Origin of the sequence: Sphingobacterium sp. SYP-B4668 (assembly GCF_027627455.1) — a bacterium.
GTDB lineage: Bacteria > Bacteroidota > Bacteroidia > Sphingobacteriales > Sphingobacteriaceae > Sphingobacterium.
Map to the genome: position 1 here is coordinate 3,124,619 of NZ_CP115483.1, position 13,572 is coordinate 3,138,190.

Annotated in this window: 10 protein-coding genes; all 10 read right to left on the minus strand. The window is 40.3% G+C overall.

The features are described 5' to 3' along the window. Positions 1 to 52: 52 nt before the first annotated feature. The 10 genes from OQ289_RS13045 to OQ289_RS13090 all read right to left on the minus strand — a co-directional run bounded on the left by OQ289_RS13045 (position 53) and on the right by OQ289_RS13090 (position 13,437). Positions 53 to 1,123: a FecR family protein gene (locus OQ289_RS13045; protein ID WP_270087295.1), complete on the minus strand. Its 1,071-nt coding sequence runs from the start codon at positions 1,121 to 1,123 to the stop codon at positions 53 to 55. Between the two features lie 82 nt (positions 1,124 to 1,205). Next, positions 1,206 to 1,808 carry an RNA polymerase sigma factor gene (locus OQ289_RS13050; RefSeq protein WP_033562697.1) on the minus strand — a complete coding sequence of 201 codons (603 nt, stop codon included), beginning with the start codon at positions 1,806 to 1,808 and terminating at the stop codon, positions 1,206 to 1,208. 253 nt (positions 1,809 to 2,061) lie between these two features. After that, entirely contained in the window at positions 2,062 to 2,724 is a 663-nt protein-coding gene (locus tag OQ289_RS13055) for a 3-keto-disaccharide hydrolase (RefSeq protein WP_270087296.1), read from the minus strand. A 23-nt stretch (positions 2,725 to 2,747) separates the two neighbouring features. Then, positions 2,748 to 4,019 carry a Gfo/Idh/MocA family protein gene (locus OQ289_RS13060; protein WP_270087297.1) on the minus strand — a complete coding sequence of 424 codons (1,272 nt, stop codon included), beginning with the start codon at positions 4,017 to 4,019 and terminating at the stop codon, positions 2,748 to 2,750. Beyond that, positions 4,012 to 4,953 carry a DUF1735 domain-containing protein gene (locus tag OQ289_RS13065; protein WP_270087298.1) on the minus strand — a complete coding sequence of 314 codons (942 nt, stop codon included), beginning with the start codon at positions 4,951 to 4,953 and terminating at the stop codon, positions 4,012 to 4,014. Before OQ289_RS13065 ends, OQ289_RS13060 begins: the two co-directional genes overlap by 8 nt. Before the next feature lie 62 nt (positions 4,954 to 5,015). Further along, positions 5,016 to 6,854, minus strand: a complete 1,839-nt coding sequence (locus OQ289_RS13070; protein ID WP_270087299.1) for a RagB/SusD family nutrient uptake outer membrane protein — start codon at positions 6,852 to 6,854, stop codon at positions 5,016 to 5,018. A gap of 11 nt (positions 6,855 to 6,865) precedes the next feature. Then, positions 6,866 to 10,171, minus strand: coding sequence for a TonB-dependent receptor (locus tag OQ289_RS13075; protein WP_270087300.1), 3,306 nt, complete (start codon positions 10,169 to 10,171; stop codon positions 6,866 to 6,868). A gap of 178 nt (positions 10,172 to 10,349) precedes the next feature. Further along, entirely contained in the window at positions 10,350 to 11,525 is a 1,176-nt protein-coding gene (locus OQ289_RS13080) for a FecR family protein (RefSeq protein ID WP_270087301.1), read from the minus strand. A 259-nt stretch (positions 11,526 to 11,784) separates the two neighbouring features. Next, on the minus strand, positions 11,785 to 12,699 hold the full coding sequence (locus OQ289_RS13085; protein WP_270087302.1) for an NAD(P)/FAD-dependent oxidoreductase: 915 nt from the start codon (positions 12,697 to 12,699) through the stop codon (positions 11,785 to 11,787). 150 nt (positions 12,700 to 12,849) lie between these two features. Continuing rightward, positions 12,850 to 13,437 carry an RNA polymerase sigma factor gene (locus tag OQ289_RS13090; protein ID WP_270087303.1) on the minus strand — a complete coding sequence of 196 codons (588 nt, stop codon included), beginning with the start codon at positions 13,435 to 13,437 and terminating at the stop codon, positions 12,850 to 12,852. Positions 13,438 to 13,572 lie beyond the last annotated feature (135 nt).

Genomic DNA, 13,572 nt, shown 5'->3' on the forward strand with positions numbered 1-13,572 from the left:
TAATTAATAGCTATTGTTATTCGTGAGGCATTTTGATGTGAACAGGAAATAATCACTGGCTCGTCTGTTGTATGTTCTTGACGATAATCGTGTCATTGTCATACGTATAGGTCAATTCATTCATCTGACATACGATGGAAAGCATCACGTCTACTGTATAATGCTTCTCCAGCTTACCGGTAAAAGATAACCCCGTTAGCGCAGCATGCTCAATGTTGATAGTAGCACCCTTTAAGCGCGCTATCGTAGCAAAAACCTCCGTTAATGGGGTTTGTTCAAATTGTATGCCCTGCTGCACAGGCTCAACATTGACTCTGTTCTTACTAATTACAGGGGTTTTCTTGACTTTGTCAATCAAGCTATTCAGCAATGACGTGGATTTACGCTGATTATCTATCAATAATTCTTGTCCTGGCTCCAAGATTTGATCCTGGAAGGCAAATAAACTACTTTCGGTAGATTTGACCACGATTTTACCAGAGAGGAGTTTAACGGATAATACATTTTTTAAATGACCATTCACGGTAAACTCCGTACCTAATGCGGTCGTCGTGTATCCGTTGGCTAAAACAATAAATGGGCGTAATGTATCGTGTGCGACAGTAAACCTCGCCATTCCGACCAAGGATAGCTTTCGATCGATAACTCCATAGTCTTCCATATACGACACGCTACTGTGGGGATAGACCGCAATTCGCGAGCCATCGGGCATTTTAAACATAAGCGTATCGATACCGTCGTTGACAAGATTTCGTTCAAGTGTATGGGTGTTTGCAAGTCCTAATCCAAGTTCAGAAGGAGACTGTACAGACATCATTAGATAACCAACCACTGAAACTCCCACGATAAATGAGGCCGCGATAGACCAGCCAACTAATGAACTTCGGCGAGCGGGCAACGACTTGACAACACCCATCTTTTCGTGAATGCTTAAAAGTATATTGTCATAGTCTTCTTGCGTATGTAATTGCACATCTGCCGAGCTATTTGCAAAATCCTGATGGAGTTCATCAACCAACAGCTCATCTGGGTTCTCCAGCTGTGATAACAGCTGATGTCTTCCTTCCTTGGAGAGCTTTCCCTTCCAAAACCGATTGATTATATTAAGAATGCGGTGCTTCATCAAAGATAAATACACCAAGCTTCCGAAAAAGGGATGCTTTTTATGTTAATAAATTATAAACAAATTGATAATCTATAGAGGCCTATAGATTCATTAAGAAAAATGTGAGCACCAATGTACGCTCCACATAGGCTGGATATTGTCTAGCAATATACTCTCTAATACTTTTATTGGATTGTTTGAGGTAGTCGTTTACAGACTGAGGGCTCAATCCCAAAAAATCGGCGACATCTTCTCGAGACCGACCTTCATAACGGCACATCTTGAACACTTCACGTTTTCGCCTAGGCAGCTCATCAACAGCTTCCTCTAAAATCTGCATTTGTGTGGCAAATATTTCTTCCTCAATAGCAGTATCGTCTTCTACACACAATCCCTCCGGGTAGTCGGCAACGTAAGCCAAGGATTCCTTAAGTCTGCTTCTTAAAATGTTGAGTGATTTATTATAACTGACCACAAATAACCAACCACCCACAGGACGATCTACTTTGATTTTATAACGATTCTGCCAAAGCGCAAGGAATACATCTTGTAATACTTCGGTCGCAAGCTCACGATTATCCACCAACTTAAGAATATTAGCAAATACTGGTTTATGGTACCGTTGATAGAGCAAGTTGAAGGCTTTAACGTCACCTTCAGCCATTGCTAAGATTTCATCTATTTCTGTTAGTGCGTTTTTCATCTCATACGATCTATTGGTTGACCTATACTCGTAAAGGTCTCTGAAAAGACTCTTGGCAAATCTATTTAAAAAACAAGCAGCTTAATCCTTTTAGGAGGTTATCAAATTGTTAAGAATATTGGTTACTTATCGTAAATATACAAAAATGATACAGGTTACAAAATATAATCGCCAAGGTCATATGCAGGACCTTGGCGATTAATCATTAGATTTTAATTCTATTATTATAAGCTATGTTTGATATTTTGTGGCTTTAAAGTGGTTTAATTCTGATGTTACGAAATTTTACCACTGTACCATGTCCGAGAAAAGCAATGTGCCCCGATTGATTGAATACTGCAGGTGAATAACTTTCTTTGGGCAGCTCTTTAACGGCATCCATAAGATTGGTCTTCAAAATCACCTTGCCATTGACGATAATGGTAATGGCATTGCCTTTGGCAATTACTTCTTGGGTATTCCACTCGCCAGGTGACTTCAATGCTCCTCGTTTGGCTGGGGCGATTCCGTAAACAGACCCGTGATACTGATAAGGCTTTAAATCCTTGTACTGTGCATCCTCATTGTCTAATATCTGCAACTCCATACCGCTATAGCCCTTATCATTGTCTACGATATCATGTCGAATGCCCAACCCATTATTTGCGCCTGGCGTCAACAAAAAATCAAATTTCAAGACAAAATCTTTGTATGTGTTTTTACTGTACAGATTACCCCCGATTTCCTGCGAGGGTTTCATAACGATGCAACCGTCTTCTAGGACATACTCCTTTGTATTACCAACCCAAGCGTCCATATTGGTTCCATCGAAAAGTTGGATGAATCCTTTTTCAGTCTTAACATTTTGCGCTTGTATGCTGCCCATAACCAAAGATATACCGCAGACAAACACCCATTTCATTCTATCTAATTTCATTTCTTTACATATTAGTAATAAGATTAAACTACTTTACTTTTTAATTGACTCTCAAAGCTCATCAATGCGGCTGTAGAGGCATGGACTCCAAATGCAACATCGGCGACATTCTTTTGGCCGCTTCGAACTGCATCAAAAAAGTCTTTAAAATGCAAATAATGTGCATCTACATAATTTGTTTGTGCAGAGAAGTGATATTCCTTGTCTGAAACCTTGGAGATGGCTCCGAAACCGGGAATTACATTCAATCTAGCTTCCAGTTTATCAAGTGTGGCAGGGTTTAAGAGCTTCACTTCTACCGTATCCCATGTCACACGCATGCTTCCATTGTTGCCGATGATTTGAAAATTGGTACTGCCCCAATCATTAGAAACACCATCAAGCACATTAGCTCCCAAGGACATTTTAAAATGCTGGGTTTTGCTATCATTTTCATAATCAAACAATGAGTAAATAACATCAGGTGTATCTCGGCTACCATCCTTATAATACAGTATGTCTCCATCCGCATATACTCTTTTGGGTCGAGAACTGCCTGTAATATAGTGGACACTGGCAATAACATGAACAAAAAGATCGCCTGCCAAGCCTGTACCATAGTCACTCCAATTGCGCCATGCAAAAAAACGTTGTGCATCAAAGGGGTGCTTGGGAGCATCTCCTAAGAACCGATCCCACCAAATATTTTCCTTGGTAGCACCAACAGGTGGTCTAAATCCATGAAGAGGTGATGGTGGCGCTGAAAATCGAGCGTCTACAAAGTTAATAGGTCCAATGAGTCCACTTTCTACTATTTCCTTTGCTATGCGTGTCCCTACTGCGGATACTCCTTGAGTGCCCATTTGAAAAATCTTACCGCTAAGTTGCTGCGCTTTAATCAACGCTGTCGCTTCAGACCTTTTATGCACGATTGGCTTTTCGCAATATACATGCTTCCCGTTTCGAAGGGCCTCGATTGCGATTTTCTGATGCCAATGGTCAGGTGTAGCAATAATAACTGCATCTATCCCATCGGATCTAAGCAACTTGATATAGTCATTTTCTAGCTGAATATGATTTCCCCATTGTTGTTTTGCGTCTTCCAAACGATTGTTAAATATGTCGCATACGGCAACCAATTCAACTCCGGATATACGAAGTGCGGTATTCGTATCGGCAGTTCCCATCCCTCCTTTTCCAATCAATGCCAATCTAATCGGAGAATCTACAGTTTTAAAATATTTAAAGAAATCGGGATGCACGGTCAAACTGGTTCCTCCAATGGCTATATTATTGATAAATGTTCGTCTATTCATATTTAAAACGGGCTAAAATAACATTACGATCTGGATGAATTTTGTTGGCCGATACTTGTGTAATTTGCAAGGGAAGTATGTACATACCGTATCGTGCCTTTCCTGAATTATCTACCAACTTATCCTTGAGTATCTGGAAGTGAATGTCTGTATAATCAGCTCGATAAGCTATGGTCCAATCATGATTGAGCTCATAGCTAGCTTCTGGTAGTAAAACATAATCCTCTTTGTACTCAGGACTCGTTCTATATATCACATTGTATTCCTCAATCAAGGTCTGATAATCTTTTGCCAGTTCAACTTTAAAATTAACATTTGCTAAATTGGAATAATTTACCTCCACCTTGGAATAATAATACAGCATGGGTAAACTGGAGGCTGTAATCTTGTAATCATTTTCCGAAACACCTGATTTTGTAAATTGGATATAGGGCTCAACAAGGGTCGGAATTATAATGGCCTGCATTATTGATTTTTCATCTGGATTTGGATTTAAAAGGGTCACCTCGCAGGGTATAGCCAAGATAGCCGTTGGATCCTTCGCTTTTTCAGCCTTAAATTTTTCTCCATCCAAAAGTAACTCAAATGCTTTTTGATAATCATCCGCTCCCATATCCATTGTACTACTCTTTAAGCTATAGGTAGCGGGATCTAGTAATTTATATTCCTTTTGTTGGGCTGCGTTGTAGGCTGTCAACAATTCTGGCTTAATATCAAGGTCCAATTTCGCTATTCGCCCTAGGACACCTGATTTGACTACCTCGATAGGAATCGTCGGTTGATCAACATTATATACATTAACCGACTGGACACCCTCCTTTAAGAGGTATACCTTATCCTCGACCATGTTGTTTAACATGGTGTCCTCACATCCAGCCAAGAGGCTCAAGGCAAAGACTCCCAGTAGCTTCATCTTTATTTTCTTTATATTCATTTTGGTCTCTTTGTTTAATTTTTAGCTGTTGGTATACATACTCCTATGTTATTAGGGAGAATCTACCATCCATAATTCTGAGTGATGTTCTGCATCTCGCTGAGCTGGTCTTGGTTTAAGGGAAAGAAGTAGTGCTTAGGTTGGAACACGCGTCCCTGTGTATATATTCCTGTTGTACGGGTCCAAGAACCTTCATAGGTCGTTGAAGCAAGATTTCGGGTATAAAACGGTTCATTAAGTTCTTTTTCGGCAGTCATCCAAGTACGCAAATCGTGGTATCGATTGCCTTCAAAGGCCAATTCGACCATTCTTTCCTTTCGCAGTAATTCGCGCAGCAGATCCTTATTTCCAAGCACCTCTGGATAAGCAGTTTCCAATTTGGATAATCCACTTCGCTGCCGAACCAAATTGACAAATTTCAATGCTTCGGCTTCGTTACGATCAGTTTTTTCATTGCATGCCTCAGCATAGTTCAAGTAAATCTCAGCCAAACGGTAATAAGGCCAAGAAAACTGTCCCCATTGCCCCTGCTCTATATCATTTGTGGGGTCGCTCATTCGGCGCCATAGATAACCACTTTTGACACAATCGCCAGTCCCCGTATAAGAAGAAGTCCCACCGGTATGGAAAGTCACCAATTTCTGTCCATGGAGGGTATTGATCCAATTCATACCATTGGCCAATATGGATGCATAGAATCGTGCATCTCGTCCCACGTAACTGTTATGCGCTTTGATGGCGGCAAAGTTGTCCAGAGGATGTACAAAATTTTCAGTAAAACCGGTCTCTGCATATCCAGATTTGTCATCAATAATCGGTTCACCATTGGCTTTATATCCAGTGATGGGATAACGTCCACTAGCCGACATTGGATAAGTATCTACCAACTTGAGGGAAGGTGAATATCCACCATACCCCTCTTTCACCACACGTGGAGGAGCTGCTCGGACATTGTAGCCATATCCATCTGTCACCCATCGGCCCCATATGATTTCGGAGTTCCATTTACTAAAGAATACCCCCATGTAGGACTTTATGGCTTTTCGAAAAGGGTCAGATTCAGTATTATCTACATATAAAGCGTACTGATTGAGGTCGATAATATCTTTAGCTGCTTTTGCAGCCAATTCCCATTTGTTGGCATCTGCTGTTTGTGGAAACAAAAATTCCCCATTTTTATTTTTAAACCCCACATATAATTTTGTTCCATTAAATAATGGTCTAGCCATATACAGCAATAACTCCGATTTAGCTGCCATCGCAGCACCTTTAGTAATGCGGCCATACCAAGCTTGATCGGTTATTTGAGCAGGAAGGATTTGTATCGTCTTGTCGAATTCGGAAACGATAAAGTCGACATTTACCTGTAAAGGGTGCCGATCAACGTCATCCGAACGAAGCAAGGGATCGACTTCAGTATCCCCACCGATAAATACGGGGCCGTACCGTCTTAGAAGACAGTAGTAGAAATAGGCACGTAAGAAACGAGCTTCAGCCTTCATGATATCTTTGGATTGTTGGCTGATTTCTACATTTTTGTCCACGTTGTTCATAAAGATAGTGGCCTGTCGTATCCCCTTATAATTATGTGCCCAAATATGGTAATCTCCAGTTGTAGGATTCCACGAACCATTATTAATATTAATCCAAGGAACCCAAGCCAGCCAAGAAAATAGAGCTTCGTCACTCAAAGGTACCATACCGCCTTCCCCTCCAATCATATCATTCTCACTGGGCAAATATCCATAAACCTGTGCTAGATAGGATTCGGTCGTTTGTCGCTTATTGAACACTTCTTCTAGAGTCATTTGGTTTTGAAGTTCGACTTCTAAATACTTGTCGCAGGAACCCATTAAGATAAGGGTCAACATGCAACATATCGTATGTATGAATTTATTCATCTCTTTATTGATTATAATATGATATTCAATCCAAAATTAAACACGCGCATCTGCGGATATATACCGCCATAAGATGTACTCAACTCTGGGTCCCAAAGCTTAAACTTACTGAAAGTAAGGACATTGAGCCCTTGTGTATATAGTCGAACAGTGGAGAGCTTGACTCGCTCTGTAAACCGTTTAGGAATAGTGTACCCAACCTCCAAATTCTTCAACCTAAGAAAACTCATGTCTCTTTGCCAAAAAGTAGAAGCTTTACCATTATTAGTACTACCAGTCATCGAAAGTCGAGGGTATTCCGCATTGGGGTTGGGGTTGGAAGTAGTCCACCTATTATCTGCTACATCGGAGTAAATCTGTCCATACACCAAAATATTACCACTCTGTCCATAAAGCGGCCCTCCGCCTATGATACGCGTCACGTTGGACACTCCGTGAAAGAATGCGGATACATCAATGCCTTTCCAAGAAACACTGGCACCAAATCCGTAATTGATTTCAGGAATATCTGTATCGCCAATAGCAATATAGTCGTCTTCAGTAATTACACCGTCTCCATTGATATCCTTATACTTGATATCACCTGGACGAAGTGTTCCAAATTGTGCGGGACTATTCGCAATGTCGGCATATGATTCAAACAATCCGAGCGCCACCAATCCTCTTTGCTGATTATAACGTTGTCCGACTTCATTCCGATAGCGCCAAACCTTGTCGGGCTTATCATCGTATAGTTTCTTATTTCGATTATATGTAAAATTTCCACGTCCTTGAAATAAAAATTCTCCGCTTTGATGGCTAAATTCCAATGAAGCATCTACACCCTTATTCTCCATTTTACCTAAATTTACATATTGCTTTACATTCACCCCGACTACGGAAGGAACACTTTCTTGTAAAATGTATATGCCGTCTCTTTTCTCGGAAAAATAATCAGCATTGATGGTCAACTTATTAAACATACCTAATTCGATACCAATATTTCTTTTGAGTGCGCTTTCCCAGGATACGTTCGGATTTCCAGGATGTCCCGTTGCGATTCCATCACGCCATTGTTGTCCAGTACTCCCAAAGTGATAGCCTCCTGTTGATGCCATCTCGGAATTGTAAGCAAAACGTCTATCACCTCCAATTTGATCGCTTCCAATCTCTCCCATAGACCCTCTGATCTTTAGCAAATTGACTGTTGATAGAAGGGGTTCAAAGAACCGCTCATTGCTGATGATATACCCCAGCGCTAGAGATGGAAAAAAGCCGAATCGTTTAGTAGGAGCAAAGTTTTCAGAACCGTTATAGCCAAAGTTACCCTCGATAAAATATCGATCCATAAAGGAGTAGGTAACGCGCGAAGCTATCCCCATATTCCTATAGGGGAAAGCTGCAATATAATCTCCGGGAAAACTATTGGTGCGTTGTCTCATAGAGAATAAAAACAGCCCGCCAACACGGTGCCTTTCAGCAAAGAGATTTTCGTAAGTCAAAGAGGATTCAAAATTAATCGTCCTTTCACCTCTATTTGAACGTCCTAATGACAGATAATCACTTCCATCCGCATTCTTGTGTAAAATCAGATTACCTTCACTGTCTCTTCCTGTTGCGTAATAAGTCGCTGGATTTTTACGTTTGTCTAACGTTGAACCGTTGAAGGCATCCCATGAGAACTTGACGTTTGCTTTCAATCCTTTAGTGACAAGGTTGGAAAAATCCTGTGTCAACCCGACTAAAGACTGGGCATTGTTCCAAAAATCTTCAGAGAAACCGGTGCTATTAAGTGCATAATAAGGATTTTGCCCCACTGATGGCTGTGCATGAGTACCATCTGAATATTGGGTCGGAATGGCAATCGGTGTAGTATGCAAGACCATCTCATACATGGTCGCCATGTCTACACCCAACCGATTTTTGGTCTCGTACTGGTTGGAGAGGTTCAGATTCAGCTCCGTAGAAGACGAAAGTTTAATATCGAGATTGGATCGAAAGTTAATTTTGTCATAGTTGACAGATGGATCATAGTTGGGAGATTTTTGAGGTTTAAATATCCCATCCTCGGAGAGATAAGAACCTGACACGTAATATTTAATAAAATCACCCCCGCCAGTCACATTAACATTCAGGCGATCATTGGTCGTATTATTTTTAAAAATTTCATGCATCCAATCAACATTGGGATAGATATCAAGGTCGACCTTATTGACATATAAATCTTTTATCTCCTGAGGAAAGGGCATTGTGGAAGAGCTCTCAAAGTTGATGTCGTTATAATAATCTATCCATTGGGATGCAGACGCAAGCTTGGGCAAACTTGTAGGTCGCAAGACGCCACGTTCTACCCGCGCATTTATAATTGGTTTACTCATTTTTTTACCACGCTTGGTCGTGACGAGTACAATACCGTTGGCACCTCTAACGCCGTATACTGCTGTAGCCGTAGCGTCTTTTAAAATCGAAAAGGATTCAACATCTTCTGGATCCACTAAATCTAACGGCCGTTCGATTCCATCGACCAAAATTAGGGGTCTATTATTAGCTCCGAAACTACTGACACCTCTAATCCAGAATGCCGCTCCAGTACCAGGTTCGCCAGACCCTTGCACTGATACTATCCCAGCCATCTGTCCAGCTAAGCTACTGCTGATTTTGGTCACGGGCACTTTTAGTTTATTTGGAGGTAGGGTCGTAATAGCGCCAATAATACTCGCCTTACGCTGTGTTCCGAAAGCAACGACAACTGCTTCGTCCAAATCATTGACACTTGCTTGCAGACTTACATTAATCTCATCAGTAGCAGCAATCCTTACTTCTTGAGCAGTAAAACCCACCAATGAAAACAATAATGTTTTATGGTCTTGGTCTATTTCGAGCTTATAGTGACCGTCCCTGTCTGTAGTGGTACCTATAGTGCTCCCTTTAACTGTGACAGTAACGCCCTCCAAAGCCTCCCCTCCCGGGCCTCTAACCTGCCCAGAAATACTTCTTTTCTGTTGAATCGAAGTCGCTAAGGCAATGGTTTTTGAAGGCAGTTCTTTCCGTTGTTTGATAAACACCGTATTCATCTTCAATTCATAGGTCAAACCGCTTTCTGAAAGCAATTCGTTTAAGACTTCTCTAAAGTCCTTCTTACTTGCCCGGACACTTAATCTTTTATTCTTCTTAATTAAGTTACCATTATACAGGAAGTCGTATGATGTCTGACGTTGAATCTCATCAAGAATATCGATTAGAGCTCCATTTTTTATATTCAACGTCACTTCCTGGCCATACGTTGATGCCTTAACTTGCATCATCGTCAATATGAGTATTGCTATTAATACTTTCATCCACATCAGTGCTTTTATTAAGATTTTTCGTCTAAACAAGCAATTATTATTAATCCTTTTATACATTTGTACTCGTTTGGTGTTAATTGTTTCACAATCAATTAGTCATTCATGCACTAAACATTTTCTGTCGGGAGTGTTGGTAGCACTTCCGACTTGTTTATTTTCATAAAAAAGTTTACATAACAAGGACCCTCCCATCCTGAATTTTAAATTTACAATTTGAGATTTCTTCTAGTTGCCGCAAAAAATCGGATAACTTATTGGTTCGTTTTACCATACCGACTATAGGGGCTGAGGATGTGGTTTGAATAGAAAAACCTTTGATATCATACCAACCTTGAATTTTGAGTAACACGGTCTCCATATCATCGTCACTGAATCTAAAATAACCTTCTCGCCAAGCCAATACTTCTTTAATATCAGCCTCACTCACTGTAATCTGCTGACTCCGAGTGTCGGACTGAGACTGCATACCAGGCAGAAGGGTTTGCTTAGTAGCTCCGTTGCTGACAGTCACTTTACCCTGTACCAATGTGGTGATAATCTTAGTATTATATAAATCAGGTGCAATATTAAATTGAGTACCCAAAACCTGTATATCAGTATTTTGAGCGTGAACTACGAAGGGTCTACTGGCATCGTGGGAGACTTCGAGATAGGCTTCTCCATGAAGTGTCACCTCACGTATATTTTGATGGAATTGAGAAGGATAGGTAATACTAGCTCCCGAATTGAGGTATACTTTAGTACCTTCTGCTAACTCAAGTATAGATGCTGTGCCTTTGGGGCTAAGAAAGGTGTGCTGCACTTTTTCACTTCCCCCTAGGTCATTAATCTTATACAATACATGTCCAGTACTGTCCTTCTTAATGTGTATACCTCCTTCACGCAAGGTCTTCAGTTCGGTCTCAGCCACGGTATATTGCTTACCGTCTCCTAGCGTCAGGACAGGTCGACTTTCATCAGGTAATACAATCTCATTCTTAAATTGTTGATGTGTATCGTTGGAGAATAATCTTAAAAGAAAAGTAACAGAAAGGAAACATACTACAAGAGCTGCCACGGCTAAGCCCAGCTGCCTTACCCCTATTCGCCGAGTATTTAAATTGCTTTGCGTATTGATCTGGTGCTTTTGAATGCGATCGGACAAGGAACTTAACACTTTACTTTTATTGAAAAGCCCATCTCCTGTTTTACTATCTTGATGCTGAAGTGCTAAATCATCAACTATGGAAAAGACGATCGACTCATCACAGTCTTCTAGTAAGCTTAATAAATGATGTAATTCATCTCTGGAAATGTTATTTTCCGCATATTTAATCAAAAGAGATTTAAGCGTTTCGTTCTGCATAATTTGGTCTTTGGATATGGACGGTGCCGCGAATAACTCCTCCATTTAAGACAGTACACCGAAAGCGAAAAAAAAGACTAGTCAAAATCACTATTTTTTTATCAAAACTCCACACAAAACAATAAACAATTGATAATCAGCAAATAAAAAAAGGAGAGAATTTAAATTCTCTCCTTTTTTATGCAAATTAAGGACGATTCTATATTAAACGATAAGTAATATGACTAATCTGGCACAAATGGTACTAAAAAAAGTCAAACTATGAGAACCTTTCTTGGGTGAGCTCCATATTTGCCATAGCTCCAGCTATATTACCGCTACTCACGGCATTGGCCACAGAACGCATCATATTAGTACTGTCTCCACACGCAAAAATTCCTGGAATCGTTGTCTTCTGATGGGCATCTACTTTTATGTATCCTTGCTCATTAAGTTCACATCCCATCGATTCTGGGATTAAGCATTGCTGCTCAAAGGGAACGGCTGCATAAATGGCATCAAAAGGTAGCAGTGCATCATTTTCGAAGAGCAAATGGGTCGCTTTTCCGTCTTGATGGATAACTTTTGTAATTTTGGATTGAAAAATGTCGATTTTGTGCTTTTTAAACCTATTCATCTGCTCAGCGCTAAATTCAGCTTGTCCAGACGTCAATATAATCAATTGATCTGTCAAATTATGTACTAAGGAGGCCAAGTGAGCAGCTCTCTCTCCATTCGCGATAAGACCTGTACTCTTGTTGCGAAATTCGTATCCATGACAATAGGGACAATGGATAACTGATATACCCCAACATTCGGCAAAGCCCTGAATGTGTGGCATTTTATCGAGTATACCAGTTGCAAAAAGCAATTTACTGGAATTAAATATTTTTCCAGAAGCAGTCTCTATTTCAAAACCAAAATCAACGGACCTACCACTCGTTACCAAATCGTCACGAAAACTAACAGTGCTATACTGTTGCACCTGTTCCTTAGCAAGCCTAGCAATCTCAAGAGGTGTGTTACCGTCTTGGGTTAGGAAATTATGGGAATGTGGAGTTTGTCGATTACAGGGCTGCCCGCTATCGATTACAAGTACGTTTTTGAGTGAACGTCCCAAAGCCATTGCTGCAGAAAGACCCGCATAGCTTCCTCCGATAATAATTACGTCGAATTCAGTGTTGTGTACCATCATTAATTACCCCTATTAAATAGCCAAAAAAGCAGTCTCTAGCGCACGGAAAGATTTCCTTTCCTCTCGTGTGACACAAAGGTATAGAAAAGAAAATAAAAAGCAACCAAGTTGCAAATAGATATATTAATTTGACTTAAAAATGAGGAACGGTTACCTTTTCAAGAAAAAATACATAACCAAAATATGTAAAAGGTCTCGATTTATTGGGTTTTTACGCATATGTTTCAGTGCTTGCGCCATATGGTTCTTGACCGTATTTTTGGAAAGATTGAGCTTTTCAGCAATCTGTTGATGAGAAAGCCCGTCCAGCTTACTCAAGGTGAATACAATTTGTTGTTGAGTAGGGAGTTGGGAAACATAGGACTCAAGTTCTAGCGACAACTCTTTTCGGTCCAACATTTTATCTGCCTCTTCTGCATAAAGATCAATATGACAGAGCAATCTTTCAAAAGCAGATTTCGAGCGTTTTAAGCTTCTCAATTTATTAAGTGCTTCTCGCTTTGCTAGGACATACAAATAAGGCCAAAGCTCAGAATTATGATCTACAACAGCTCTTTGAATCCATAATTTAAAAAAAACTTCCTGAACAACGTCTTCACTCCATCCTGTATCTTTCAACAGAAAAAAGGATAGATCAAAGACACGATCAGCATATCTACTATACAGCGTACCTAAAGCAGACTCATTATCCAGATTCATCTCGATAATCAACTCGCGGTCCGCCTTCGCATTATTCATATTCAAATGTAAGTTAGGTTTAGGTAGTGCAATCCAAACGGCTGAATTGTGTATCGACAATCCCCATCAAGCCTAACAAGTTTAAGACATTTTTTGATTAAGAACGAATAATTTGAAAGAATTTAACACAAATAC

Coding starts and splice junctions, on each gene's coding strand:
- OQ289_RS13070 (WP_270087299.1), bottom strand. CDS start 6,854: ATGAATAAATTCATACATACGATATGTTGCATGTTGACCCTTATCTTA.
- OQ289_RS13045 (WP_270087295.1), bottom strand. CDS start 1,123: ATGAAGCACCGCATTCTTAATATAATCAATCGGTTTTGGAAGGGAAAG.
- OQ289_RS13065 (WP_270087298.1), bottom strand. CDS start 4,953: ATGAATATAAAGAAAATAAAGATGAAGCTACTGGGAGTCTTTGCCTTG.
- OQ289_RS13080 (WP_270087301.1), bottom strand. CDS start 11,525: ATGCAGAACGAAACGCTTAAATCTCTTTTGATTAAATATGCGGAAAAT.
- OQ289_RS13055 (WP_270087296.1), bottom strand. CDS start 2,724: ATGAAATTAGATAGAATGAAATGGGTGTTTGTCTGCGGTATATCTTTG.
- OQ289_RS13085 (WP_270087302.1), bottom strand. CDS start 12,699: ATGATGGTACACAACACTGAATTCGACGTAATTATTATCGGAGGAAGC.
- OQ289_RS13050 (WP_033562697.1), bottom strand. CDS start 1,808: ATGAAAAACGCACTAACAGAAATAGATGAAATCTTAGCAATGGCTGAA.
- OQ289_RS13075 (WP_270087300.1), bottom strand. CDS start 10,171: ATGAAAGTATTAATAGCAATACTCATATTGACGATGATGCAAGTTAAG.
- OQ289_RS13060 (WP_270087297.1), bottom strand. CDS start 4,019: ATGAATAGACGAACATTTATCAATAATATAGCCATTGGAGGAACCAGT.
- OQ289_RS13090 (WP_270087303.1), bottom strand. CDS start 13,437: ATGAATAATGCGAAGGCGGACCGCGAGTTGATTATCGAGATGAATCTG.